This is a genomic window from Pantoea sp. EA-12 (genome assembly GCF_030053355.1).
GTDB classification, from domain to species: domain Bacteria; phylum Pseudomonadota; class Gammaproteobacteria; order Enterobacterales; family Enterobacteriaceae; genus Pantoea; species Pantoea vagans_C.
This window is the reverse complement of sequence record NZ_JASGBY010000003.1, coordinates 375,943-401,291: the sequence shown is the minus strand read 5'-3', so window position 1 is coordinate 401,291 and position 25,349 is coordinate 375,943. Positions and strand designations below refer to the sequence as shown.

At 54.0% G+C, this 25,349-nt stretch carries 31 protein-coding genes; 12 read left to right on the top strand and 19 right to left on the bottom strand.

Annotation, left to right across the window (positions count from 1 at the left end):
• Positions 1-377: 377 nt before the first annotated feature.
• Positions 378-1,100 (top strand): monofunctional biosynthetic peptidoglycan transglycosylase, encoded by a 723-nt coding sequence (mtgA, locus tag QMZ30_RS07075; RefSeq protein WP_283226838.1) that lies wholly within the window; start codon positions 378-380, stop codon positions 1,098-1,100.
• A 6-nt stretch (positions 1,101-1,106) separates the two neighbouring features.
• Here the strand turns inward: mtgA and npr are convergent, their stop codons facing one another.
• The 11 genes from npr to QMZ30_RS07020 form a co-directional block, all read right to left on the bottom strand.
• Positions 1,107-1,379, bottom strand: coding sequence for a PTS phosphocarrier protein NPr (gene npr / locus QMZ30_RS07070; protein ID WP_039327462.1), 273 nt, complete (start codon positions 1,377-1,379; stop codon positions 1,107-1,109).
• Entirely contained in the window at positions 1,376-2,230 is an 855-nt protein-coding gene (rapZ, locus tag QMZ30_RS07065) for an RNase adapter RapZ (protein ID WP_039327464.1), read from the bottom strand. The genes npr and rapZ overlap by 4 nt, the downstream gene beginning before the upstream one ends.
• Positions 2,231-2,282: 52 nt before the next feature.
• Complete coding sequence (gene ptsN / locus QMZ30_RS07060) at positions 2,283-2,765, bottom strand: PTS IIA-like nitrogen regulatory protein PtsN (RefSeq protein WP_197063293.1); 483 nt, start codon at positions 2,763-2,765, stop codon at positions 2,283-2,285.
• A 162-nt stretch (positions 2,766-2,927) separates the two neighbouring features.
• On the bottom strand, positions 2,928-3,215 hold the full coding sequence (gene hpf / locus QMZ30_RS07055) for a ribosome hibernation promoting factor (protein ID WP_039327466.1): 288 nt from the start codon (positions 3,213-3,215) through the stop codon (positions 2,928-2,930).
• A 21-nt stretch (positions 3,216-3,236) separates the two neighbouring features.
• On the bottom strand, positions 3,237-4,670 hold the full coding sequence (gene rpoN / locus QMZ30_RS07050; protein WP_283226837.1) for an RNA polymerase factor sigma-54: 1,434 nt from the start codon (positions 4,668-4,670) through the stop codon (positions 3,237-3,239).
• A 48-nt stretch (positions 4,671-4,718) separates the two neighbouring features.
• Positions 4,719-5,444 (bottom strand): LPS export ABC transporter ATP-binding protein, encoded by a 726-nt coding sequence (lptB, locus tag QMZ30_RS07045; RefSeq protein WP_283226836.1) that lies wholly within the window; start codon positions 5,442-5,444, stop codon positions 4,719-4,721.
• A 5-nt stretch (positions 5,445-5,449) separates the two neighbouring features.
• Positions 5,450-6,004, bottom strand: coding sequence for a lipopolysaccharide ABC transporter substrate-binding protein LptA (gene lptA / locus QMZ30_RS07040; protein WP_283226835.1), 555 nt, complete (start codon positions 6,002-6,004; stop codon positions 5,450-5,452).
• Positions 5,979-6,551 carry an LPS export ABC transporter periplasmic protein LptC gene (gene lptC, locus QMZ30_RS07035; RefSeq protein WP_039327475.1) on the bottom strand — a complete coding sequence of 191 codons (573 nt, stop codon included), beginning with the start codon at positions 6,549-6,551 and terminating at the stop codon, positions 5,979-5,981. Before lptC ends, lptA begins: the two co-directional genes overlap by 26 nt.
• On the bottom strand, positions 6,548-7,114 hold the full coding sequence (kdsC, locus tag QMZ30_RS07030; RefSeq protein ID WP_039327477.1) for a 3-deoxy-manno-octulosonate-8-phosphatase KdsC: 567 nt from the start codon (positions 7,112-7,114) through the stop codon (positions 6,548-6,550). Before kdsC ends, lptC begins: the two co-directional genes overlap by 4 nt.
• Positions 7,115-7,127: 13 nt before the next feature.
• Entirely contained in the window at positions 7,128-8,108 is a 981-nt protein-coding gene (gene kdsD, locus QMZ30_RS07025) for an arabinose-5-phosphate isomerase KdsD (protein ID WP_039327479.1), read from the bottom strand.
• Between the two features lie 13 nt (positions 8,109-8,121).
• Positions 8,122-9,105, bottom strand: coding sequence for a calcium/sodium antiporter (locus QMZ30_RS07020; protein ID WP_039327481.1), 984 nt, complete (start codon positions 9,103-9,105; stop codon positions 8,122-8,124).
• Positions 9,106-9,332: 227 nt separating this feature from the next.
• On the opposite strand from QMZ30_RS07020, the gene mlaF reads away from it, so the two are divergent.
• The 7 genes from mlaF (at position 9,333) to murA (ending at position 14,111) form a co-directional block, all read left to right on the top strand.
• Entirely contained in the window at positions 9,333-10,148 is an 816-nt protein-coding gene (gene mlaF / locus QMZ30_RS07015; RefSeq protein WP_058973829.1) for a phospholipid ABC transporter ATP-binding protein MlaF, read from the top strand.
• A 4-nt stretch (positions 10,149-10,152) separates the two neighbouring features.
• Positions 10,153-10,935 carry a lipid asymmetry maintenance ABC transporter permease subunit MlaE gene (gene mlaE / locus QMZ30_RS07010; protein ID WP_283226834.1) on the top strand — a complete coding sequence of 261 codons (783 nt, stop codon included), beginning with the start codon at positions 10,153-10,155 and terminating at the stop codon, positions 10,933-10,935.
• A gap of 4 nt (positions 10,936-10,939) precedes the next feature.
• On the top strand, positions 10,940-11,482 hold the full coding sequence (mlaD, locus tag QMZ30_RS07005) for an outer membrane lipid asymmetry maintenance protein MlaD (RefSeq protein ID WP_039327488.1): 543 nt from the start codon (positions 10,940-10,942) through the stop codon (positions 11,480-11,482).
• A gap of 15 nt (positions 11,483-11,497) precedes the next feature.
• Positions 11,498-12,130 (top strand): phospholipid-binding protein MlaC, encoded by a 633-nt coding sequence (gene mlaC / locus QMZ30_RS07000; RefSeq protein ID WP_039327491.1) that lies wholly within the window; start codon positions 11,498-11,500, stop codon positions 12,128-12,130.
• The gene (gene mlaB / locus QMZ30_RS06995) at positions 12,130-12,435 is read left to right on the top strand and encodes a lipid asymmetry maintenance protein MlaB (RefSeq protein WP_283226833.1); all 306 of its coding nucleotides are present in this window, start codon (positions 12,130-12,132) and stop codon (positions 12,433-12,435) included. The genes mlaC and mlaB overlap by 1 nt, the downstream gene beginning before the upstream one ends.
• A gap of 114 nt (positions 12,436-12,549) precedes the next feature.
• On the top strand, positions 12,550-12,807 hold the full coding sequence (ibaG, locus tag QMZ30_RS06990) for a BolA family iron metabolism protein IbaG (RefSeq protein WP_017349599.1): 258 nt from the start codon (positions 12,550-12,552) through the stop codon (positions 12,805-12,807).
• A 44-nt stretch (positions 12,808-12,851) separates the two neighbouring features.
• Complete coding sequence (murA, locus tag QMZ30_RS06985) at positions 12,852-14,111, top strand: UDP-N-acetylglucosamine 1-carboxyvinyltransferase (RefSeq protein WP_283226832.1); 1,260 nt, start codon at positions 12,852-12,854, stop codon at positions 14,109-14,111.
• Positions 14,112-14,177: 66 nt separating this feature from the next.
• Here murA and QMZ30_RS06980 read toward each other — a convergent pair whose 3' ends face one another.
• Positions 14,178-14,459 carry a helix-turn-helix domain-containing protein gene (locus QMZ30_RS06980; protein WP_283226860.1) on the bottom strand — a complete coding sequence of 94 codons (282 nt, stop codon included), beginning with the start codon at positions 14,457-14,459 and terminating at the stop codon, positions 14,178-14,180.
• A 242-nt stretch (positions 14,460-14,701) separates the two neighbouring features.
• Positions 14,702-15,673: an octaprenyl diphosphate synthase gene (gene ispB, locus QMZ30_RS06975; protein ID WP_283226831.1), complete on the bottom strand. Its 972-nt coding sequence runs from the start codon at positions 15,671-15,673 to the stop codon at positions 14,702-14,704.
• A gap of 254 nt (positions 15,674-15,927) precedes the next feature.
• Here ispB and rplU point away from each other — a divergent pair, with 254 nt between their 5' ends.
• The 3 genes from rplU to cgtA all read left to right on the top strand — a co-directional run bounded on the left by rplU (position 15,928) and on the right by cgtA (position 17,937).
• The gene (rplU, locus tag QMZ30_RS06970) at positions 15,928-16,239 is read left to right on the top strand and encodes a 50S ribosomal protein L21 (protein ID WP_007886644.1); all 312 of its coding nucleotides are present in this window, start codon (positions 15,928-15,930) and stop codon (positions 16,237-16,239) included.
• Positions 16,240-16,254: 15 nt separating this feature from the next.
• A complete protein-coding gene (gene rpmA / locus QMZ30_RS06965; protein ID WP_003851093.1) occupies positions 16,255-16,512 on the top strand; it encodes a 50S ribosomal protein L27 in 258 nt (85 codons plus the stop codon).
• Between the two features lie 249 nt (positions 16,513-16,761).
• Positions 16,762-17,937, top strand: coding sequence for an Obg family GTPase CgtA (gene cgtA / locus QMZ30_RS06960; protein WP_039327519.1), 1,176 nt, complete (start codon positions 16,762-16,764; stop codon positions 17,935-17,937).
• Positions 17,938-18,072: 135 nt separating this feature from the next.
• Here the strand turns inward: cgtA and QMZ30_RS06955 are convergent, their stop codons facing one another.
• Genes QMZ30_RS06955 through QMZ30_RS06935 form a run of 5 tightly spaced genes read right to left on the bottom strand, consistent with a single transcriptional unit; the run spans position 18,073 to position 22,927 of the window.
• Complete coding sequence (locus QMZ30_RS06955; RefSeq protein ID WP_039327521.1) at positions 18,073-18,489, bottom strand: hotdog fold thioesterase; 417 nt, start codon at positions 18,487-18,489, stop codon at positions 18,073-18,075.
• 1 nt (position 18,490) lies between these two features.
• A complete protein-coding gene (gene dhbA / locus QMZ30_RS06950; protein ID WP_283226830.1) occupies positions 18,491-19,249 on the bottom strand; it encodes a 2,3-dihydro-2,3-dihydroxybenzoate dehydrogenase in 759 nt (252 codons plus the stop codon).
• On the bottom strand, positions 19,246-20,100 hold the full coding sequence (locus tag QMZ30_RS06945) for an isochorismatase family protein (protein ID WP_039327525.1): 855 nt from the start codon (positions 20,098-20,100) through the stop codon (positions 19,246-19,248). The genes dhbA and QMZ30_RS06945 overlap by 4 nt, the downstream gene beginning before the upstream one ends.
• Before the next feature lie 18 nt (positions 20,101-20,118).
• Complete coding sequence (locus QMZ30_RS06940; RefSeq protein ID WP_283226829.1) at positions 20,119-21,735, bottom strand: (2,3-dihydroxybenzoyl)adenylate synthase; 1,617 nt, start codon at positions 21,733-21,735, stop codon at positions 20,119-20,121.
• A 10-nt stretch (positions 21,736-21,745) separates the two neighbouring features.
• Complete coding sequence (locus QMZ30_RS06935; RefSeq protein WP_283226828.1) at positions 21,746-22,927, bottom strand: isochorismate synthase; 1,182 nt, start codon at positions 22,925-22,927, stop codon at positions 21,746-21,748.
• A 176-nt stretch (positions 22,928-23,103) separates the two neighbouring features.
• Here QMZ30_RS06935 and fepB point away from each other — a divergent pair, with 176 nt between their 5' ends.
• Entirely contained in the window at positions 23,104-24,069 is a 966-nt protein-coding gene (fepB, locus tag QMZ30_RS06930; protein WP_283226827.1) for a Fe2+-enterobactin ABC transporter substrate-binding protein, read from the top strand.
• Here the strand turns inward: fepB and entS are convergent.
• Positions 24,064-25,314 carry an enterobactin transporter EntS gene (gene entS, locus QMZ30_RS06925; protein ID WP_283226826.1) on the bottom strand — a complete coding sequence of 417 codons (1,251 nt, stop codon included), beginning with the start codon at positions 25,312-25,314 and terminating at the stop codon, positions 24,064-24,066. The two genes, fepB and entS, sit on opposite strands and share 6 nt — an antisense overlap.
• Positions 25,315-25,349 lie beyond the last annotated feature (35 nt).

Below are 25,349 nucleotides of genomic sequence, written 5' to 3'. Positions count from 1 at the left end.
TCAAAGCAGGAGGTTGACTGAGTTGGCGATGCTATTTTCGCCACGTTTTTCAGAATGGTCTTGCTTATCAATGAACATATTCAAATGCATTGAAAGTTTAATGTTAAGTATTGTGAAAGTTTAATTGTGATCTTAATCACATCAGTTTAAGTGTTTGATGGTAATGATTCTGATGGTTTTTTCACCATGGAACCGATTCCTTGTTGGCGGAAGTGCTTGATGTAATTGGCTCTAATAGAGGAACGATGGTTGCGCAGGTAATAACTTTCCTTCTAAGTGACTGGCAATGAGGGATAAAGGTTAGGCTTGAATCGCAGATATATGAAATCGTGACTTGAGTGATTGATTAACTCAGGGAACAGGTAAGAGAAAATTGCATGAGTAAGAGTAAAGGGAAACTGGGGCAACGCATTAAAGTGCTGGTAGTAAAAGTGCTACTGGCTTGGCTTGGGGTTTGGCTCGCAGGAATTGTGATCTTTGCCTTCCTGCCTGTACCGTTTTCAGCGGTGATGGTAGAGCGTCAGCTTGGGGCCTGGATGAGTGGCCGCTTTGATTATGTCGCCCATTCCGATTGGGTGGGGATGGATGATATCTCCCCGTGGATGGCACTGGCGGTGATTGCCTCTGAAGATCAGAAATTCCCGGAACATTGGGGGTTTGATGTCGACGCGATTCAACAAGTATTGGATAACGAAGGTGGCGAACGGATGCGCGGCGCCTCCACCTTGTCTCAGCAGACCGCTAAAAACCTGTTTTTATGGGATGGCCGCAGTTGGGTGCGTAAAGGCCTGGAAGCGGGGCTGACGGTGGGCATTGAAACCGTCTGGACTAAACGCCGTATTTTGACGGTGTACCTGAATATCGCAGAGTTTGGCAACGGTGTGTTTGGTGTGGAAGAGGCTTCGCAGCGCTACTTTCATAAACCCGCCAGTCGCCTGACGATCTCTGAAGCCGCGCTGCTGGCGGCGGTGTTACCTAATCCTATTCGCTTCCGCGCGGATGCGCCTTCAGGGTATGTCCGTATGCGTCAGCAGTGGATCATGCGACAGATGCGACAGCTTGGAGGCGAAGGCTTCCTTGAACGCTACAAGCTGCATTAATCGCTTCTAGTCCTCGTCAAAGCCCGCTTCAAACAGCTCAATGACGGCTGCCAGCGCCTGGACTTCTTCTGGTCCGCTGGCCTCAATCTCAATATGACCGCCTTTTGCCGAGTCCAGCATCAGCAATGCAATCACACTGCTGGCCTCGGCTTCCGTTCCCGCCTCGTTACGCAGCAGCACTTCAGCATCAAAACTCTGTACCAACTCAAACAGCTTCATGGCCGGGCGGGCGTGCATACCCAGCTTATTTCGAATCTCAACGGTTTGCTTCACGGTCATGATTTGCGTTTTTCCAGAGTGCGATGACGAGACTGCACATTTTTACCGCGTGAACGGAAGTAATCCGCCAGTTGCTCAGCGATATACACTGAACGGTGTTTACCACCCGTACAGCCAATCGCTACGGTCAGGTAGCTGCGGTTGTTGGTTTCCAGCATCGGCAGCCACAGTTCCAGATAGCTGCGCGTTTGGTAGATGAAGTTATGCACTTCGGTATGACGATCCAGGAAGGCGGCGACGGGGCGATCCAGACCCGTCATCGGACGCAGTTTAGGATCCCAGTGCGGGTTCGGTAAGAAACGCACATCGAACACGTAATCTGCATCAATCGGAATGCCGTGTTTAAATCCAAAGGATTCAAACACCATGGTCAATTCACGCTCGCGCTTGCCCAGCAGGCGCGTACGCAGCATCTCTGCCAGCTCGTGTACCGACATCTCGGAAGTGTCGATGATCAAATCAGCACGCGATCGCAATGGCTCCAGCAGATCGCTCTCTTCATCGATGGCACTTTCCAGCGACAGATTTTTGCTGGAGAGGGGATGCAGGCGGCGCGTATCGCTGTAACGGCGGATCAAAGTATTGCGATCGGCATCCAGGAACAGCAGTTGCGGAGAGAACGACTCAGGCAGATTGTTGAGAGCCGTTTCGAATACTTCGGGTGATTCAGGCATGTTGCGTACATCAATGCTGACTGCAGCCGAAATGTTGCGCTCCGTTAAGGTGTTCGCCAGCTCCGGCAGCAATACCACCGGCAGATTATCAACACAGTAGAACCCCATGTCCTCAAGGGCGCGTAGTGCAACCGACTTTCCTGAGCCTGACCGACCGCTAACGATCATCAGCACCATCACAATTCTCCCGTTTTAAACCGGCGATAACGCCGGTAAAAGTGTCTGTCGCTTAAGAGTGTTCTTCCTGAGCTTCTGTGATAATCGCATAGAGCTCTTCATCACTCTGTGCGGCGCGTAAACGGCGGCAGACGGTTTTGTCCGCCAGGCGTTTCGCGACCAGCGACAGCGTATGCAGATGGGTTTTACACTGGTCTGCAGGCACCAGCAGGGCAAACAGCAGGTCAACCGGCTGGTTATCGACGGCATCGAAGGCAATCGGCTGGTCGAGGCTGATAAACACGCCAACAGCACGCAGCGTATCCTCCTCCAGCTTGCCATGTGGAATAGCGATGCCGTTACCAATGCCGGTACTGCCCATGCGCTCACGGGTCAGAATGGCTTCGAAAAGCGTCTGGTGCGGCAGATTGAGCTGCTTCGCTGCCAGCTCGCTGATAATTTCCAGCGCGCGTTTTTTACTCTGGCAGTGTACGCCGCTACGGGTACAGTCCAGTGTGAGGACCGAGCTCAATTCCAGTGTCAGATCGTTGTTCATCATCGTTTCACTTGCGAGTTCACATAGCCATAAGGGTAACGCCATTTATACCGCAATGGCGAGTTCCCCGTTGGCGCTTGCGCAGATGACAAAACGGGGCGGTCATCCCGCCCCATTTGTGCTCTGAGTGCCAGACCGATCGGCACTCTGCAAGCATGAAGGTTAGTGTTTTTTCAGTTTGTCTTTATGTTTGGTCAGCTGACGGGAAAGCTTATCGATTAACCCGTCGATGGCCGCGTACATGTCTTCCGCTTCCGCTGTGGCGTGCAGCTCCCCGCCGTTGACGTGCAGTGTTGCATCCGCAATCTGCGTCACCTTCTCCACTTTTAGAACAATATAAACCTGATTGATACGATCAAAGTAGTGTTCTAGTTTGGCAAATTTGCTGTTTACAAATTCACGCAGTGGCTCGGTAATCTCAACATTCAGTCCGGTTAGGTTTAGCTGCATAGGTCTTCTTTCCTCATTCGGTCAAACCAGCTGTTTACGCTGGTTTGATGGCGGTATAGACAAAGACTCGCGATATTTAGCAACCGTACGTCGCGCCACCATGATGCCCTGATCGGATAACATGGAGGTGAGTTTGCTGTCGCTCAAGGGTTTTGCGGGATTTTCCGCGGCAATCAATTTTTTCACCAGCGCACGAATCGCCGTGGAAGAGGCTTCGCCACCGCCCTCGGTGTTGACGTGGCTGGAGAAAAAATATTTCAGTTCGAAAATGCCACGCGGGCTATGTAAGTACTTTTGCGTGGTCACGCGAGAAATCGTGGATTCATGCATATCGACGGCCTGCGCGATATCCGCCAACACCATCGGGCGCATGTACTCTTCACCCTGTTCAAAGAACGCCTGCTGTTGCTCAACGATACAGCGAGTCACTTTGAGCAAGGTATCGTTGCGGCTCTCGAGGCTTTTAATCAGCCACTTGGCTTCTTGTAAATTGCTGCGGATAAACTGGCTATCGCTGTCATTGCGCGTCGAACCGCCCATTGCGGCATAGTGCTGATTAATCTTCAGACGTGGCAGGCTGTCCGAGTTGAGATCGACCGTCCAGCGCGCACCGTTCTTGCGAACCAGTACGTCTGGAATGACATATTCGGGTTCACTGGTGTTTACCGACTGGCCGGGGCGGGGATCAAGCGACTGAATCAGCAGCATGGCGTCTTTCAACACATCTTCTTTCAGGCGTGTGACGCGCATCAGGCTGCGGAAATCGTGGTTGGCCAGCAGGTCCAGATGTTCACTGACGATCAGGCGCGCTTCAGCCAGCATCGGCGTATCTGAAGCATACTGCGAGAGTTGCACCAGCAGGCAATCACGCAAGTCACGTGCGCCGACACCCACGGGATCGAAACGCTGGACGCGCTTAAGCACGGCTTCGACTTCTTCCAGCGTCAGCTCTTCGTCGCCAATACTGTCGCAAATGTCCTGAACGCTGACTGTGAGATAACCGGTTTCGTCGATGGCATCAACAATCGAGGTGGCAATGGCGCGATCGGTATCCGTGAACGGCGTTAACTCCACCTGCCACATCAGGTAATCCTGCAGTGACTGGGTGGTTTCGCCCTGATAAACCGGCAGCTCATCATCCTGATAATCCGTACCGGTGCCAGAAGGCGTGCCTGCGGTATAGATCTCATCCCAGGTGGCGTCGAGCGGTAACTCTTCCGGCATCTCTTTCTGTTCGAGCGCTTCGCGTGTATCTAACGCATCACTTTCCTGATGTTCACGCGCATCGACTTCTTCATGCAGATCAGTTTGCTCAAGCAGCGGATTGCTTTCCAGCGCCAGTTGCAGTTCCTGCTGGAGTTCAAGCGTCGAGAGTTGCAGCAGACGAATGGCCTGCTGCAACTGTGGGGTCATTGCCAGCTGTTGGCTGAACCTGAGTTGCAAACCTTGCTTCATAATCCGGCCAGAATTTCCTAAGCAAATGTCGGGTATTCCGACACCTTATCAGAGTCTGAACTCTTCGCCCAAATAAACACGCTTAACCTGCTCATCTGCAAGAATTTCATCAGGGGTGCCATGTGCAATCAAATGCCCCTGGCTGACGATGTAAGCGCGTTCACACACGGCGAGGGTTTCACGCACGTTGTGGTCGGTAATCAGCACGCCAAGGCCGCTGTCACGCAGATGTTCGATGATTTTCTTAATATCAATAACGGAGATGGGGTCAACACCGGCAAAAGGTTCATCCAGCAGGATAAATTTCGGGTTGGCCGCCAACGCCCGTGCGATTTCCACACGACGTCGTTCACCCCCTGAGAGCGCCTGACCCAGGCTGTCGCGCAGGTGTTCGATATGGAACTCTTCCATCAGCTCGTTTGCACGATCCTGACGCTGTTCTTCCGTTAAATCATCGCGAATCTGCAGTACGGCCATTAAGTTGTCATACACGCTCAGGCGGCGGAAGATCGAAGCTTCCTGAGGCAGATAGCCGATACCGCGACGTGCGCGCGCATGCAGTGGCAGGATACTGATATCTTCATCATCAATGACAATACGGCCAGCATCGCGCGGAACAATGCCCACGACCATATAAAACGTGGTGGTTTTGCCGGCACCGTTCGGGCCGAGCAGGCCAACAATTTCACCTGATTTTACCTGCAGGCTGACGTCTTCCACCACGCGGCGGCCTTTATAGGCTTTCGCCAAATTTTCAGCGACTAATGTGGCCATAGCGATCAGTTACTCTTTTTTGGGCTCGCAGTTGAGCCGTTTTTGTCTTGCAGCTGCGACGGCACCAGCACGGTGGTCACGCGTTTGCTTTCACCTTGGCTATAAGCCTGCATTTTCTGTTCTTTGACCAGATAGGTGATGCGATCGCCTTTGATATTGCTGTCCAGCTGCTGAATGAAGGCGTTGCCCGTCAGCTCAACGAAATCGTTCGCCAGCTCATAGTGCAGCTTTGAAGCGTGCCCCTGAACCGGTTTGCCGTTGTCTTGCATTTGATAGAAGGTCGCGGGAGCCCCGTAAGCATCGACGATGGTTTTTTTGCTGTCGCCACCTGGACGCGTGACCACCACTTTGTCAGCGGTGATCTTGATTGAACCTTGGGTAACGATGACATTGCCGGTGAAGGTCGCCACGTTGCCTTGTAGATCCAGCGACTGGTTAACGGAATCGATATTGACGGGTTTGTCTGAATCACCTGTCAAGGCCAGCGCAGGCAGGCTGGTGGCCAGCAGTGCACTTACCAGCAACAACTTGAGGCTATTTTTTTTCATTTTGGATTTCATAGGAAGTTTTGACCTTTTCAAGCAGCTGGGCATTTTTTGTTCGTAAATTGCCGCGCATCTTCATGCCAGTGGAATTAAAACTGCGGCCAAATAGGGTGACCTGATCGTCAGATGTCACATCCTGGGTGACCAGATTAACCTGAGCGGTATCGGTGATGATGCGCTCAAGCTGTGAATCCTGGGTCAGCGTATTCACTTCAACGTGGCCGTAAAGGTAAAGCATACGATCTTTGGTCAGCTTTGCCTTATCCGCGCGTATGGTCCAGGTCGGCACTTTGTTTTCATCATAAGTGGTCGCCACTGGATTTTCGAACCAGCTAACTTCATCGGCCGCAAAGTAGGTGACTTTATCCGAGATCAGTTTATAGGCTAACGCCCCCGTGGGGTTATAAACCACAGAGTGAGATTTTTCGCTGGTGTAGGTTGGCTCTTGGGTATTCGTTGCCACCGGCGCTTTGCTGTCATCCTGGTTGGTGAGATTCCAGCCGATCAGCACCACGGCGATCAAGGCCAGAATCAGCGTTATCCAACGCCTGCTCTTACTCATACTGATTGCCCTTTGGCATCCTCAAATTTGTTCTGCGCCATCAAGATCAAATCGCACAATTCACGCACCGCACCCCGACCGCCAGCGATACGTGTCACGTAGTTTGCACGTGGCAGTAAAACCGGATGGGCATCGGCCACGGCCACACTTAAGCCGGCTTGTGCCATCACGGGCCAGTCGATTAAGTCGTCGCCAATATAGGCAACCTGATCGGCAGATAAAGACAGTTTATCCAGGAGTTCGCGCCACGCCAAAAGCTTATCAGATTGTCCCTGGTAAAGATGCGTAATGCCCAACGTCTGGCAGCGGTCCTCCAGCAGTTTCGCTTTACGGCCGGTTATAATAGCCACTTCGACGTCTGAGGTCAGCAGGCAGCGGATGCCGTAGCCATCGCGCACGTTAAACGCCTTCAACTCTTCACCGCTGTTGCCCATGTAAATGACACCATCTGACATCACGCCATCAACATCACAAATTAGCAGGCGAATCTTAGCCGCGCGCGCCATAACATCGGCACTGACCGGACCGTAGCAGGTATCAACCATTGTGGATTCAACACTCATTATTTGTTCCTGTTCAAACTACGCCAGCGCGCAGCATGTCATGCATATGTACCACACCAAGAAGACGATCGTCATCGGCGACCAGCACTGCAGTGATGTTTTTGTTTTGCATTAAGTTAAGCGCATCCACCGCCAGCATATTGGGGCGCACACGAATCCCACCGCGCGTCATCACATCCTGAATACTGGCGGACTGAAAATCGATGCCCATATCGAAGATGCGGCGTAAGTCACCATCGGTGAAGATGCCCTCAATTTTCATCAGGTCATCAACGATCACCGTCAGCCCAAGATTTTTACGCGTGATTTCCAGCAACGCATCACGCAGCGAGGCATCACGGCTCACGTGAGGGATCTCATCACCGCTGTGCATGATGTCGCTGACATGCAGCAGAAGCTTGCGGCCGAGGGCACCGCCGGGATGTGACAATGCAAAATCTTCCTGAGTAAAACCGCGCGCTTCCAGCAGTGCTACGGCGAGTGCATCCCCCATCACCAGCGTTGCGGTCGTGCTGGAAGTCGGCGCTAATCCCAGCGGACAGGCTTCCTGTGGCACTTTCACGCACAAATGCACATCTGCGGCACGCCCCATCGCGCTTTCTGGGCGGCTGGTGAGGCAGATGAGTGGCACTTTCTGGCGCTTCAGCACTGGAATCAGGGCGAGGATCTCATTCGACTCGCCGCTATTCGAGATAGCAATCACCACATCATTTGGTGTGACCATCCCGAGGTCACCATGGCTGGCCTCACCTGGGTGAACAAAGAACGACGAGGTGCCGGTACTGGCGAAGGTTGCCGCCATTTTCGCACCAATATGCCCGGATTTACCCATTCCCATCACCACCACTTTACCGCGGCAGGCAATAATCATCTCGCAGGCGCGGCTAAAGTCGGCGTTAATATACTGATCGAGTTGCTCAAGTCCTTCACGTTCGATGCGCAGAACCGCTTTGCCCGCCTGCTGGTAATCAAAATCCGGTTGCTGATGTGACATGGTCAGTCCGTCCTTAATAACTTGAGATAAGCGCAGGGCTGAGCCACAGCCACAGCACCCACGCGATAAATCCACCTAACAGAAGCGTGCCGGCCACACGACCAATACGGCGCTTGCGCAGCAGGCAGAGCAGGGCGAACAGCACGCTCACGCCCAGCATCACCCAGTAATCCCGCGCAAAAGCATGCGCATCAATGCTGCCGGGATGAATCAGTGCAGGCAGGCCCAGTACGATCGCCAGATTAAAAATGTTCGCGCCAATCAGGTTACCGATGGCGATATCGTCTTCACCTTTTAGTGCGCCTGCCACGACGGTGGCGAGCTCTGGCAAGCTGGTGCCCACCGCAATCAGCGTCAGACCCATCACCAGCTCACTGACACCAAAGTAGTCGGCAAACACGGTGGCATTGTCGATCACCATACGGGTCGACATCGGTAAAATTATCAGTGCCACCGCCAGCCACAGAAAGGCCACGGTATTGCCGACTTCATCGCGCGGGAGTTCAGCCAGTTGCTCACGCGTTAACGTATCGTTGTTATCACGCTCCGCGCGGCGGGCGATGCGAATCGCAATCACCAAATAGCCCAGCGCGATAAGCAGCAGTGCTGCCCCATCCAGTCGACTAAGATGATTATCAAACAGCATGATGCCGCTTAGCAGTGAGACCAGTAGCATCAAGGGGAGTTCGCGGCGAATCAGATTGGAATGCACCGTCAAAGGGTGCAAAAGTGCCGCACCGCCGAGTATTAACAGGATATTGGTGATGTTTGAGCCGAGGGCAGTGCCCACCGCTAAGTCCATCTGACCGTGTTGTGCTGCCGAGAAGGAGACGATCAATTCGGGTAACGATGTGCCAATGCTCACTACCGTCATGCCGATGATTAACGGTGGGATGCCGAAGGATCGACACAGGATCGCGGCACTGAATACCAGACGGTCAGCGCCGTAAGCCAGTAAAATCAATCCAATAAACAGCAGGGCAGTGGCTACGAACATGAAAAATCCTTGATGGATATGTGTGTCGGCAAACCTTGTCCGACAGGTAAAAACATTGCGCGCGCGGAAACAGGCGCTGATTTTGACTGTCTGAGAGGCAAAAGTAAATTTTAAGGCCGTTTTCGCCACACCTAACGGGTAAGTTTCTGTAAAACTATCGTGCATTGTGGCCTACCAGGCTACCATCCACGACTTTGATAACGCCCGATCCGCATAAAGAGGTAATGATGGTCCAGCAGCAAACGAATCTGGTTGAGGTTCGTGGCGTCAGCTTTACGCGCGGAGATCGTGTCATCTTCGACGACATCTCGCTCACGGTGCCCGCAGGTAAAGTGACTGCGATTATGGGGCCGTCCGGCATTGGTAAAACCACGCTGTTGCGCCTGATTGGCGGGCAGTTGCAGCCGGACAAAGGTGAGATCTGGTTCCGCGATCAGAACATCCCGACGCTTTCCCGCACGAAATTGTATGAAGTGCGTAAAAAGATGAGCATGTTGTTTCAGTCGGGGGCACTTTTCACCGATCTCAACGTCTTTGATAACGTCGCCTGGCCGCTGCGTGAGCACACGCAGTTACCCCCAGAATTACTGCACAGTACGGTAATGATGAAGCTTGAGGCGGTGGGCCTGCGTGGCGCAGCCAAATTAATGCCCGCTGAGCTGTCAGGCGGTATGGCACGCCGCGCGGCGTTAGCGCGATCTATCGCACTGGAACCGGATCTCATCATGTTCGATGAGCCCTTTGTTGGCCAGGATCCGATTACCATGGGCGTACTGGTTAAATTGATCGATGAGTTGAATCATGCGTTAGGCGTGACCTGCATCGTGGTTTCACACGACGTGCCAGAGGTCTTGAGCATTGCCGATCATGCCTATATTGTTGCCGGGCAAAAAATTATTGCCCAGGGCAGTGCGCCGGAACTTCGGGAAAATGCCGATCCGCGCGTGCGCCAGTTTATTGAGGGTCATGCGGATGGCCCAGTGCCATTCCGCTTCGCTGCCGGGGATTACCTCAGCGATCTGACCCGCGCAGGGAGAACCTAAACTGATGTTGCTAAAGGCACTGGCGTCACTCGGACGACAGGGAATTAACACTTGTGCGGCGTTTGGCCGTGCAGGCTTGATGCTGTTTCACGCGCTGGTGGGGAAACCGGCTTTTCGTCGGCACGCGCCATTACTGGTGAAACAGTTGTACAGCGTCGGCGTGCTCTCACTGCTGATCATTGTGGTTTCCGGCTTGTTTATTGGCATGGTGCTAGGTTTGCAAGGCTACCTGGTACTCACCACCTACAGCGCCGAGACCAGTCTTGGCATGCTGGTTTCGCTTTCGTTGTTACGTGAACTTGGCCCGGTGGTGACGGCCTTGCTGTTTGCCGGACGGGCGGGTTCAGCGTTAACCGCAGAAATTGGTCTGATGAAAGCCACTGAACAGCTCTCCAGTATGGAAATGATGGCGGTTGATCCGCTGCGCCGTGTGGTGTCACCGCGTTTCTGGGCCGGCTTTATCAGCATGCCGCTGCTCACGCTCATTTTCACGGCGGTGGGCATCGCTGGCGGGGCGCTGGTGGGCGTGAGCTGGAAGGGCATCGATCCGGGCTTCTTCTGGTCTGCGATGCAGAATGCGGTGGATTTCCGCAGCGATGTCATCAACTGCATAATCAAAAGCGCGGTCTTTGCCGTCACGGTAACCTGGATTGCGCTGTTCAATGGCTATGACGCCATCCCGACTTCCGAAGGGATCAGTCGGGCGACAACGCGCACCGTAGTGCATGCTTCATTAGCGGTACTCGGTTTGGATTTTGTGCTGACAGCACTGATGTTTGGGAATTGATGCAATGCAAAGCAAGAAAAACGAAATCTGGGTAGGCGTCTTTATGCTGGCGGCACTGATTGCGCTGCTGTTCCTGAGTCTGCGCGTGGCCGATCTTAAGTCACTCGGCACCGAACCGACCTGGAAGCTCTACGCGACCTTCGACAATATCGGCGGCCTGAAAGTCAGCTCGCCGGTGAAAATAGGCGGCGTGGTGATTGGCCGCGTCACGGATATTTCGCTGGATGATAAAACCTTATCGCCGCGTGTCACCATGGATATCAGCGATGCCTATGCCGATAAAATTCCTGATACCAGTTCGCTGGCGATCCGCACACAAGGCTTGCTCGGTGAGCAGTTCCTTGCGTTAAATTTAGGTTTTGACGATCCTGAACTCGGTTCATCCATGCTCAAAGATGGCGGTACCCTGCGCGATACCAAATCTGCACTGGTGCTGGAAGATTTGATCGGTCAGTTCCTCTATAAGAGCGGCGACAATAAAAACGATAACCAAAAGCAGGACACGGAGAGTGCTCCTGCTTCAGCAGCACCTGCTACCACGGAATAAGAGAGGGTAAACACGATGTTTAAACGATTTCTGATGATTGCCATGCTGGCCATTGTGCCCCTGGCGGCGAATGCGGCGGATCAGAGCGATCCTTACAAGCAAATGAACGACGCGGCGGCGAAAACCTTTACCCGCCTGAAAAACGAACAGCCTAAGATTAAGCAGGACCCGAACTATCTGCGCGAAGTGGTGCGTCAGGAGTTACTGCCGTATGTACAAATCAAATATGCCGGTGCTTTAGTGCTGGGTCGTTATTACCGCGAAGCGACCCCAGCACAACGTGAGGCCTACTTCACTGCTTTCGGTGACTATTTGGCACAGGCATACGGTCAGGCGCTGGCGCTCTATCATGGGCAGACCTACCAGATTCAGCAACCACAGCCAATTGGCGATGCCAACATCGTGGCGATTCGCGTTACCATCCTTGATCCTAACGGACGCCCACCTGTGCGCCTGGATTTCCAGTGGCGTAAAAATAGCCAAACCGGTAACTGGCAGGCTTATGACATGGTGGCCGAAGGCATCAGTATGATCACCACCAAGCAAAATGAGTGGAGTGATTTACTGCGCACCAAAGGCATCGACGGTTTGACCGCGCAGTTGAAAACCTATGCCGCTCAACCCATTACCCTGGATAAACAGCAATAATGAGTGAACCGTTACGCTGGCAGCGTTCTGCCAGCACGCTGGCCTTAAGCGGCAAGCTGGATCGTGACACGTTACTGGCACTATGGCAGGAGCGTGACACCGCGATGGTCGATATCGCCACCATTGATGTTGCCGGGTTGAAACGTGTCGATTCAGCCGGTTTAGCGCTGTTGGTTCATCTGCGTGAAATTGCGCGAGCGCAAGGCAGTGCACCGGTTTTCACCGGTATCAACGACAAACTCCAGTCATTAATCACGCTGTATAACTTGCAGCAGATTATTGTTTCTGCGGAAAAAATCGCCTGATTTTGTCTTAAAGCGTTAAAGCCCCTGGTATTTTCGGGGGCTTTTGCGTATTTAAGAGTCTGGCGCTTTCCTCTAAGATATCCGCCTTATTATTATTAAGTGAAGCAATGAGCGATGGAAAATAGTGAAGTTCAGGCCGTGCTGATGCAGGCATTAGCATTAGATGAAGTACACGTACTCAGCAACGATGGCAGCCATTTTCAGGTGATCGCGGTCGGTGAGATGTTCGGTGAATTGAGCCGTGTGAAGAAACAGCAGGCTGTGTATGCGCCGCTGATGGAATACATTGCGGATAACCGTATTCATGCGGTTTCCATTAAAACTTATACCCCAGCTGAGTGGGCGCGTGACCGTAAACTTAACGGTTTCTAAGCGTCGCACGGGCTGTTTTGTTGATAGATAATTGAGAGCCGTTAATGGACAAATTTCGTGTGCAAGGCCCCACCCGTTTAAGTGGTGAAGTGACCATTTCCGGGGCGAAGAATGCTGCGCTGCCGATTCTGTTTGCTGCGCTGCTGGCAGAAGAGCCGGTAGAGATTCAGAACGTGCCGAAGCTGCGTGATATCGATACCACCATGAAGCTGCTGAGCCTGCTGGGCGCACGCGTGGAACGTAATGGTTCGGTTCATGTTGATGCTCGCGAAGTTAATGTCTTCAGCGCGCCTTATGACCTGGTGAAAACCATGCGCGCCTCGATTTGGGCGCTGGGCCCACTGGTTGCGCGTTTTGGTCAGGGGCAGGTTTCACTGCCTGGCGGCTGTGCGATTGGCGCACGTCCGGTTGATCTGCATATTACTGGCCTTGAGCAGCTGGGTGCGGAAATTAAACTGGAAGAAGGTTACGTCAAAGCTTCCGTTAATGGCCGTCTGAAGGGCGCGCACATTGTGATGGATAAAGTCAGCGTAGGCGCGACTGTGACCATTATGAGTGCAGCCACGTTGGCGACGGGCATCACCATCATTGAGAATGCCGCGCGCGAGCCAGAGATTGTCGATACGGCAAACTTCCTCAACACGCTGGGCGCAAAAATCAGTGGTGCGGGCACCGATAAAATCACCATCGAGGGCGTTGAGCGCCTGGGTGGCGGTGTGTACCGCGTACTGCCAGACCGTATCGAAACCGGTACCTTCCTGGTGGCGGCAGCGATCTCACGTGGCAAGGTGATTTGCCATAAAGCGCAGCCCGATACCCTGGATGCAGTGCTGGCTAAACTGCGTGATGCCGGTGCGGAGATCGAAACCGGTGAAGACTGGATCAGCCTCGACATGCACGGCAAGCGCCCGAAAGCGGTTAACATCCGCACGGCGCCACATCCGGGCTTCCCAACTGACATGCAGGCACAGTTCACCTTGCTGAACATGGTGGCGGAAGGGACCGGTGTGATCACGGAAACCATCTTCGAAAACCGTTTCATGCACATCCCTGAGCTGATTCGTATGGGCGGACATGCGGAAATCGAAAGCAACACTGCGATTTGCCATGGGGTTGAAACCCTGTCGGGCGCACAGGTGATGGCGACCGATTTGCGTGCTTCAGCGAGCCTGGTACTGGCAGGTTGTATCGCCGAGGGTTCTACGCTGGTTGATCGTATTTATCACATCGACCGCGGTTATGAGCATATCGAAGATAAGCTGAAAGCCATGGGCGCAAATATCGAGCGCGTCAGCGGCGAATGATGTAAGCCAACGGCTTGAGTAGAAACCAGTCACGGTCACGTGGCTGGTTTTTTTGTTTTAGGGATCTCAAATATCGTGAGGATCCTTGATGGATCGTATGCGCTTCTTGCGATCCAACAGGCGTGAAGTGACGGGATCGTAGTAGCGACTGGGCCAGATCTCTGCAGGATGGACGCCGATCTCATTGGCGATCAGCCATTCTCCCTTGGGCCAGGGCCGGGATAACGCGTTCGACAGTGTCGAAGAGTTAAGCCCTGAATTACGCGACAGTTCGGCCATTGAAGTGCCTTTCTTACGCAGTGCCGCGATGATATCTGCCGGGTGCCAATCCTGTTTCCTTGCTTTCATAACCTTCTGCTCCTTGTCCATGTTATGACTTATCTCTGCCGCATTTGCGCTTCCATTACAGAGATATTTGGAAAAAACAGAGTGTTTATAGCAAATAATTTCCGTAAGTTTCCAGTAAATGTCATGCAGCAACATGAAACTGCGCATTGTTTCGCAAATGTACTGCAACAAATGTAAGGGGAGGGCAGGAAAAAACAGGGAAGGGGGAAGATTAACGGGGCTGTGACACCCCGCTGTGATCATCAGAAATCGCGCTGTACCGACATGTGAGCCAAGGCCTCGAGCGCGCTGCGCCAAGGTGTTTCTGGCAGCGCTTGCAGGGCAGCGATAGCTTTGTCCGCTTCCTCTTCTGCACGTCTGCGCGTCCATTCCAGCGAACCGGTCTGCTGCATGGCGGCCAAAACGGGCTCCAGCAAATGACGGCCATTGCCTTCTTCAATCGCCTTACGGATCATCTGTGCCTGCTCAGGCGTGCCGTTATGCATCGCATGTAACAGTGGCAGCGTGGGTTTGCCTTCGCTCAGGTCATCGCCCGTGTTTTTTCCCAGGGTTTCGCCGTCGGCACTGTAATCGAGTAAATCGTCAATTAACTGGAAAGCGGTGCCCAGATAGCGTCCATAATCCTGAAGCGCTTTTTCTTGCTGAGGCGTGGCTTCGGCCAGAATCGCTGAGGCTTGTGATGCCGCTTCAAACAGGCGCGCGGTTTTACTGTATATCACGCGCATGTAGCTCTCTTCGGTGATATCAGGATCGTTGCAGTTCATTAACTGCAGCACTTCGCCTTCCGCGATCACGTTAACCGCTTCAGACATCAGCGCGAGGATCTTTAACGATCCCATGCTGGTCATCATCTGGAAAGCGCGGGTGTAAATAAAATCGCCGACCAGCACGCTGGCGGCGTTACCGAACGCAGCGTTAGCGGTGGCTTTGCCACGGCGCATATCGGATTCATCCACCACATCGTCATGTAGCAACGTGGCGGTATGGATAAATTCGATCAGCGCCGCGTTGGTGATATGCAGCGATCCTTGATAATTCAGCGCGCGTGCAGACAGCACAGCGATCATCGGACGGATGCGTTTGCCACCCCCGCTGATGATGTAATAGCCCAACTGATTGATCAGTGAGACTTCCGAATTCAGCTGGTCGAGGATGGTCTGGTTGACGGCCGCCATGTCCTGGGCGGTTAATTCATTAATCTGTTCTAAGTTCATTCGTCTGTTCAGCTTTGACTCGTTTTTTGCATGGTAAGCGCTTTTACACAGCGTGAGTTCAGGTAATCTGTTACTGATTGTACTTGAAAAATCGGGCTTAGAAACATTTGCATTCGTTCTGCGCTTTTTTTCTGCAAGAGAGTGCAAAGTGCTCTTGTCTTCTCCTGGAGATTTGCGTAGAATTCGCGCCCTATTGTGAATATTTATCGCGCCGCCTGATGAATAGAAAGGCATGCGCAGAAGCGGAGTTTTATATGTACGCGGTTTTCCAAAGTGGTGGTAAACAACACCGAGTAAGCGAAGGTCAGACCGTTCGCTTGGAAAAGCTGGACATCGCAACCGGCGAAACTATTGAGTTCGACCAGGTTCTGATGATTGCAAATGGCGAAGACGTGAAAATCGGCGCGCCACTGGTATCAGGCGGTGTGATCAAGGCAGAAGTTGTTGCTCACGGTCGTGGCGAGAAAATTAAGATCGTTAAGTTTCGTCGTCGTAAACACTACCGTAAGCAAGCTGGTCACCGTCAGTGGTTCACTGATGTGAAAATCACTGTGATCGGCGCGTAAGAGGAGATCTGACAAATGGCACATAAAAAGGCTGGTGGCTCGACTCGTAACGGTCGCGACTCCAATGCAAAACGTCTGGGTGTTAAGCGTTTCGGTGGTGAATCTGTTCTGGCAGGTAGCATCATCGTTCGTCAGCGTGGCACTAAATTCCACGCAGGTACCAATGTAGGTTGTGGTCGTGACCACACCCTGTTTGCTACCGCAGACGGCAAAGTACAATTCGAAGTTAAAGGTCCAAACAACCGTAAGTACATCAGCATCGTTGCTGAATAAGGTTGTTGTGCCGCAGACGGTTAACGTCTGAACACACGAATGGAAGGCCCCGCAGCTTTGCGGGGCTTTTTACATTCTGCCGCAGGTTGCGGGATTCCCTCTGACCTTACCGCGCAGTTTGCTGTACAATTACTGTACACATGGTTTTGCCTATCTTGTATTATCCGCCGCCGGTCAGCGCAGAAGACCCTGGCGGACCCGTTTGTAGCGCCATAACTGCTGCGAACGACAGCGTGACGGAGAAAGAAAATGAAGTTTGTTGATGAAGCGACGATCCTTGCGGTGGCAGGTGACGGCGGTAATGGTTGCGTCAGCTTCCGCCGCGAAAAATACATTCCTCGTGGCGGCCCGGATGGCGGCGACGGCGGTGACGGCGGTGACGTTTATCTGCTCGCCGATGAAAACCTTAACACCCTGATCGATTATCGCTTCGAGAAATCTTTCCGAGCCGAACGTGGCCAGAATGGTCAGAGCCGTGACTGCACCGGTAAACGCGGAAAAGATATCATCGTTAAAGTCCCGGTCGGCACACGTGTCATTGACCAGGGCACCGGCGAAACGCTGGGTGATATGACGCGCCATGAGCAGAAGCTGATGGTTGCTAAAGGCGGCTGGCACGGCCTCGGTAACACCCGTTTCAAATCTTCGGTGAACCGTAGCCCGCGTCAAAAGACCATGGGTACCCCGGGTGAGAAACGTGACCTGCAGCTGGAGCTGATGCTGCTGGCCGACGTGGGTATGCTCGGTTTGCCAAATGCGGGTAAATCGACCTTTATTCGTTCTGTTTCGGCGGCCAAACCTAAAGTGGCGGATTATCCGTTCACTACGCTGGTCCCAAGCCTTGGCGTTGTGCGTATGGACAGCGAAAAGAGCTTTGTGGTGGCCGACATCCCTGGTCTGATTGAAGGCGCTGCGGATGGTGCAGGTCTCGGCATTCGCTTCCTGAAGCACCTTGAGCGCTGCCGCGTATTGCTGCACCTGATCGACCTCGCGCCAATCGATGAATCTGATCCGGTGGAAAACGCCCGCATCATTCTGGGTGAGCTGGAGAAATACAGCGCTAAGCTGTTCCAGAAGCCTCGCTGGCTGGTGTTTAACAAATGTGACCTACTGAGCCCTGAAGAAGCGGAAACCCGCGCTAAAGCGGTTGTGGAAGCATTAGGCTGGGAAGATAAATACTATCTGATTTCTGCGGCCAGCCATGATGGCGTGAAAGATCTTTGCTGGGATGTGATGACCTTCATCATTGAGAACCCGAAAGAAGCCGAAGAAGAAGCCAAAGAGCCGGAGAAAGTGGCCTTCATGTGGGATGACTATCACCGTGAAGCCATGGAAAACGCTCAGGAAGTGGAAGAAGACGAAGACTGGGATGACGACTGGGACGAAGAGGACGACGAAGGCGTCGAAATCATTTACCAGCGTTAATCGCACAGTAAAAAAGCGGCCAGATGGCCGCTTTTTTATGATGGGTGCTGTGTGTGTAATCATCTGCTACTGCGCTCGATCCATCCCCTCTCCCCGTGGGAGAGGGTTAGGGTGAGGGCATCCGACCACTCAGGACTACCCCAACACCGCCACCGTCAGGCGTGACGTACAGCACAGCTGATCGCGACCATTGCGGATCTCAATCTCCCAGCTCTGATTGCGTGCGCCCAAATGCAGGGGGCGGCAAATGCCCCGCACTTCACCGCTGCTCACCGCGCGATGATGACTGGCACTGACCTCGATCCCTACCACGCTTTTACCTTCTTCCACGCTCAGATAACCCGCAATCGATCCCATTGACTCTGCCAGCACCACCGACGCACCGCCGTGCAACAGACCAAATGGCTGCTGTGTGCGGGCATCCACCGGCATGGTGGCTTCAAGGTAATCGTCGCCGATCACCGTGAACACAATACCGACGTGTGCTACCAGCGAGTTATCGCCCAGCGTATTTAACGTGGACAGATCGATCGTTTTTTTCCAGATTGCCATGTCAGGATCCCAGCGTTGCGCCACCGTCGACCACAATATCCTGCAGCACCACGTGGCTGGCAAGATCCGAGGCCAGGAACAGGATGTTGTTCACGATCTCTTGTGGTTTGGCGATTTTACGCAGTGGGATCCCCAGCTTGTACTGATCCTGGAAGCCATTGATCATCTCTTGTTCGGCTTCCGGCGTATGCCACAAGCTGCGCTGCATATCGGTGTCAGTAGAGCCTGGCGAGACAATGTTGCAGCGGACGCCCAGCGGTGCCATTTCCAGGCCGACGGTGAGGCACAGGCTGCGCAGCGCCGCTTTAGAAGCGCCATACGCCGACATGCCTAAACGTGGCGCATGCGCCGCGTTAGAGGCAATGGTCACGATGGCGCCCGCGCGCTGCTGACGGAATACCGGCAACGTCTGCTGGAACATGTTGAAGGCACCACCGGCATTGACGGCCAGGCAGGCTTGCCAGTCTTCAAACGCCAACTCTTCGGTGCTACCGATGCGCAGAATCCCCGCACCGTTCACTAACACGTCAAGATGTGGCTGATCGGCCAGCAGGCGCTGGCACACGGCTTTGACTTCCGCTGCATTCGCGACATCCATCACCTGAGTGGTAAACGGATAATCCGCTTGATCGAAACGCAGATCGAAGCCGATCACCTGTGCACCAGCCTGATGGAATGCCAGTGCGGTGTGGTAGCCAATCCCTTTACCCGCGCCGGTTACCCAAACGATCTTTCCGCTGAAATCGAAGGAAGCACTCATTTGTTCGGCACCCGTGACAGCAGCGCCCACCAACCATCGATGCTCGGGTTTTTCGCCAGACTGACGAAATCGATATCGTTATGGACCTGGCGCCAGCGGGCGGCCAGCGCCATCACACGCACGGAATCAAGACCGTAATCGATTAGGTTTTCGTCATCTTCTGGCACATCGTCATCTTCCAGCAGTGGCAGGATCAGTGCGCGCAGGTCATCTTTGCTCAACGGAAGCGGCATCAGATCGGCGGTCATCACCACTTTACCGCTGCGTCCTGCGGTATAAGTCAGCGCCATCATATGCTCTTCACGGCTGAAGTCGGCCAGCGCATCCGCCACCATAAACGGCTGGATGTTACGCATGAAGGCATCCGTCGCCGTAGTCAGGCAGCCGATATGGGCATAGACGCCGGTAATGATCAGCTGATCGCGGCCCATCTCTTGCAGGATCGACTCCAGCGGTGAGCGCACAAAGGCGCTGTAGCGCCATTTTGTCAGGACCTGATCGTCCTGATCCGGTGCCAGTGCATCCACGATCTTCTGCTGCTCTGGGTGTTTATTCAGGCCAGGTCCCCACATGTCGTTGAGCAGCGCGCGATCGGCATCACTCTGTTCGTTCGGCTGTGCGGTGTAAAACACCGGAATGCCCTGCGCTTTGCAGTAGGCGCGCAGGCGAGCGATATTCTCGACCACTTGATCGATCAGCGGGCTGTTCTCACCCCAAAAGTTCAGGAAGTAAGCCTGCATATCATGGATGAGTAAAGCAGCACGCTGCGGCTCAACGGTCCATTTCACCTTGTTGGTTGGCAGTTCAGCTGCCGCTGGCAGCGCGTAAGAATTCAGTTTTGGAATAGCCATTACAATCTCCGGAACAGGTCAGGCTTGCGCTTGTTGGTCAGCAAGCTGTTGGCGTAAACGTTTTTTATCCACCTTGCCGACGGGGGTCAGCGGCAGGGCATCTACGCAGGTAATACGATCGGGTAACTTAAACTCGGCCACGCCAAGTTCACGCAAATGGCGGCGAAGTGCCACCGCTTTGATCGGCTGGCTGGCGACAATAAAGGCGCAGCTCTTTTCGCCCATCAGTTCATCATTCATCGACACCAGCGCAGCGTGGATCACATCAGGATGACGTTGCAGCAGGTTTTCGATCTCTTCTGCCGCGATCTTTTCGCCACCACGGTTGATCTGATCTTTCTCGCGGCCCTGAACGGTAATGTAGCCTTGGGCATTGATCTCGATGAGATCGCCGGAGCAGTAAAACCCGTTGGCATCGAAGCTGGAGGCGTTATGCTCCGGGCTATTGTAGTAGCCGCGGAAGGTATAAGGGCCTCGCGTCATCAGGCGTCCGATACTGCCGGTGGGCAGTGGATTACCCTGTTCATCGGCTACCCAGACTTCATCGTCTTCAGAAATAGGGCGGCCCTGCGTGGTCAGAATGGTTTGCTCGTCATCGCCAAAGCGGGTGTAATTCACCAGGCCCTCTGCCATGCCAAACACCTGCTGTAACCGGCAGCCAATTTCGGTCTGAATGCGACGCGCCAGAGTCTCACCTAATTTAGCACCCCCCACCTGAATACGTTGCAGTGATGCCAGCTGCTTGTTGCTGCCCCATTCCTGAATGGCTTGCAGCCACAGGCTGACGGCGGGTGGCACTAAACCGGTATCGGTCACCTTATGTTGCTCAATCAACGGGAAACAGAGTGTCGCGCTGGGATCGGCGGCGAGGATCACCTGACCACCTGCATAGAACACGCCGAGTGACCCAGGCGAACTCATCGCAAAGTTGTGTGGTGCAGGCAGGGCAATCAAATAGCGCGTATCAGCCGTGACTTCGCAGATATCGTCGCTGGCACGAATACTGTAGTAGTAGTCGTTATGCGTGCGCGGAATCAACTTCGGCGTGCCAGTGCTACCACCTGAGAGCTGGAAAAATGCCACTTCATCGGCTGCGGTTGGCGTGGCCAGATAATCGCCCGCTTCTTCGGCCATCAACGCTTCAAGGGTATTTTCTGGCTGATTATCGTTACGCAGGATCACCTGCTGAAGTGAAGGCTGCGCAGCACAGAGTGCGCCGATAAAATTATCGTCGGCAAACAGTGCATGGCTGCGATCGGCAATCAGCAGCTTGGGTTGAATCTGTGATGCGTAGGCGGTGAGTTCAGTACGCTGATGGCTATACAGCGCGAACACAGACGCCACACCGAGCTTAAACAAGGCGAAGACCGTGACATAGAACTCCGCAACGTTGCCCAGCTGGACTAATGCGGTGTCGCCCTGTTGCAAACCACGGCGCAGTAAGGCCGCCGCGAGGTTGTCGCTCAACGTATCCAGTTGGCGATAGCTGATCTGACGGTCACCGTCGATGACCGCAATCGCATCGTTGTCTTTGTGACGCGCCAAAATGTCGGTCATGGGGACATCGAGCCAATAGCCTTTTTCGCGGTAGCGTGTGGCTAAGTCATCTGGCCAACGGGTATAGGGAATGCTCATCATCTTTCCTTTATTGCAGTCCAAATGCGCGCAACATGGTGTCCAGCTTCACGCCGGTTTCGCGCCATTCTGATTCAGGTTGGGAGTCGGCCACGATGCCGGCTCCGGCAAACAGACGTACCCGCGCACCGTGCACCGTGCCGCAACGAATCGTCACCACCCACTCGCCATTACCTTCACTGTCACACCAGCCGACGATGCCGCCAAACAGTTGACGATCAAAAGGTTCCAACTGCTGAATCAGCTGTTGGGCACGCTGGTGTGGGAAGCCACTCAAGGCTGGCGTGGGGTGCAACAAGCAGGCAAGCGACAGCGCATTCTCACGCTCATCCTGCACTTCGCCGTCGATTTGCGTCGCGAGGTGCCATAAGGTCGCGGTGGTGATCAGTGAGGGCACGGTCGGCACCGATAATAGTCGGCTACGCGGCTGCAGTGTGTCACGCATCGCATCGGTGACCAGCTTGTGTTCGTGACGATCTTTGCCAGAGTCCATCAGCGTATTGCCCGCCGCACGATCTTGCTGGCTATCGTCATGATGACGGCGAGCAGAACCCGCCAGTGGACATGAGCTAAAATCACGCCCCTGTTTACGCAGCATTAGTTCTGGGCTGGCGCCCACCAGTGCTCCGCCTTGCGGCAGCGGCAGATGGAAGTGATAGCTGTTGGGGTTCTGGGCAATCACGCGCTGCATCAGTGCGGCAGTATCGACCGGTTGTTCGGTGACGATATCCATCAAACGCGACAGCACCACTTTATCGAGATCACCACGCTGGGTTGCTGATACGGCATCCGCCACCATTTGGGTGAAGACATCGTGGTCGGGCACCGCCATACGGCGACGCACCTGTGGCAGTTCACTCACGGCTGAGGGTAAGGCATTTTGCAGATCGGCGCGGTTAAACGTCTGGTAAGACTCAGGGATAAACAGCGCAGCGGGTTGGCTGACATCAAACGGGATCGCGCCGACCAAAATCGGATTGTCGATCCCCTGTTTTTTAGCCGCCGCGAAATGCTGCCGCAACTGTTGTTGAAAATCCCCCTGCAACAGCGCCGCATCAGCAACGGGCGCAGTGATGGTGGTATAACACCCCTGAGTTGCGAGGCTGCGCCAGGGCGAGGTAAAAAGGAACCCACGGCATAACGCGGAAAAATCCTTCAATAAGGCATTTTCAAACATGGATGATTCCACCATAATTTTCACCTATAAATGATAAGATTATTAAGAATGATTATCATTTTTATTATGGGCCTGTAACCTACGTCGATTGGACAAAAGAGTCAATCCATTCGCGGGATTTCCCGCATGTTTAGGCGTAATCGGAAGGTAACGCCAAGCCGTGCAATAAGCTAAAAGGTGGACCAAAACTTATGAATAAATGCGGTTTATGGGGCCTGTCTGCCCTGTTGTTTATTTTCCAGACTTTCACAGGGCTTGCTAACGCCGAACAGGGATGGCCGCGCACCATTCAGGGTGTCAATGGTTCAATTACCTTAAACAAAGAACCGCAGCGGATTGTGTCAACCAGCGTGACGCTCACCGGCTCGCTGCTGGCGATTGATGCACCGGTTATTGCCTCCGGCGCGACCGCTCCCAACAGCCGCCTTGCTGACGATCAGGGCTTTTTCCGCCAGTGGGGCGATGTGGCGAAACAGCGCCATCTTAAACGTCTCTATATTGGTGAACCCAGCGCCGAAGCCGTGGCGGCTGAAGCGCCGGATCTGATTCTGGTCAGCGCGACTGGCAACGACTCGGCGATCAAACTTGCCAGCCAGCTTTCCGCTATCGCGCCAACCTTGGTGGTCAATTACGACGACAAAAGCTGGCAGGATGTGGTGACGCTGCTTGGTCAGGCGACCGGCCATGAAGCTCAGGCCGCACAGCGTGTTAAAGCGTTTGACGACCGTGAAGCGGCCTTAAAGAAAGCCATCACGTTGCCGCCACAACCGGTCTCTGCGATGGTGTGGAACGGCGATGGTCGTGCCGTCAACGTATGGACCGCAGAATCGGCACAGGGCAAGCTGTTAGAACAGCTGGGTTTCACCCTCGCCGAACCGCCTGCCTCCATTCAACAAGGCCACAGTATGGGCCAGCGTAAAGACATCATTCAGCTGTCGGGCGAAAACGTGAGCAGTGGCCTGACGGGCAAGACGTTCCTGCTGTTCGCCGCTGACGAGAAAACCACGCAGTCAGTGCTGAGTAATCCGTTCCTGGCGCAAAATTCAGCGGTGACTCAGAAACAGGTCTTCCCGCTGGGTGTCGATTCGTTCCGTCTGGATTACTACAGCGCCAGCAATCTGCTGGCGCGTCTGGAAAAACTGTTCGTTAAATCATGATGAAGGTTGCGCCAGCTCCGGGGCTGGCGCGTGGTAACGACGCAACCGCCCCATCATAAACCACATCATGATGCCCAGCAGCGCTGCTGCAAAACCAAACACTGCGGCAGCCTGTGGCGGCAGCAACCATGATCCCATCGCACCAATCATTGCCGCGCCAATCGCATCACCGGTGACGTTTTGCGCCGTCCACAGTCCGTTAATACGCCCCAGTAAGTGGTCTGGCGTCAGCGCCTGGATCATCGCGTACTGCACCAAACTATTGATAGCGCTGAAATAGCCAAAGGCCACCAGACACAGCAGCGCCAGCAGTAAGTTGGGCATCAGGCTGAATAATCCCAGCGCGATAAACGCCGCTACAGCACTCCCCAGTACCAGCTGGCCCGGCCGGGCGGCATGCTTAAGTTTGCCACTGGTCAAAGCGCCAATTGCGGCTCCGAGGGGCACGGCAGCATAGAGCATACCAAATTGGTTAGCGCTTACTGACCAGTGTGGAGCCAATGCTGGATAGAGCACGCGTATTGCACTGGCGAGCGTGACCAGCGCACCAATCAATGCCACCATGCCGACTATCGGGCTGGCAAACAGGAACTGTATGCCTGCAGCAAGTGACTTCAACGGATGTTCACGCGGCTGCGGCGGCGGCGCTAATTGCGGCAGCTTTAACAGCGTCAACACGGTTAACAGCGTGCCGAACGCGGCCAAACCGTAGTTCCACACCACGCCACCGTGCGCGATCACCAGTCCAGCAATCGCAGGGGAGAGAATCGAACCAAAGCGGACCGTCAACATGGTGATCGCCCCAGCCTGCATAATGTTTTCGCGACCGACCAGCGCGGGTGTGGCTGCCAGTAAGGCGGTGACGCCAATCGCGCCGAAGAAGCCATCCCAGAATCCCAGCAGATAAACCGCCATCAGCGACGGCTGCGGTAGCGCCGCATTTATCGCCAGAGCGATGAAACCTAAACCACAGGTTGAACGGGCAATCAGTATTAGCTTTTTACGTTCGTAGCGATCGGCAAGCACGCCACCGGTTAACAGACCGATAAACATGCCCGAGGCGGCCAGCGTCACCGCTAATCCCACCAGCAACGGTGATTGCGTCATGTGCTGAATTTGCACCGGCACCGCGACGGCCAGCATCCCCAATGCAACAATCGAGATAAATCGAGCAATAAACACCGAGCGAAATGCCGCATGGGTTTTCAGCAAGGAGAGATCGATAAAGTGGGAGGATTTGTTCATATGTTCGCCTTTTTGCACCAATTTTCCTCATCGTC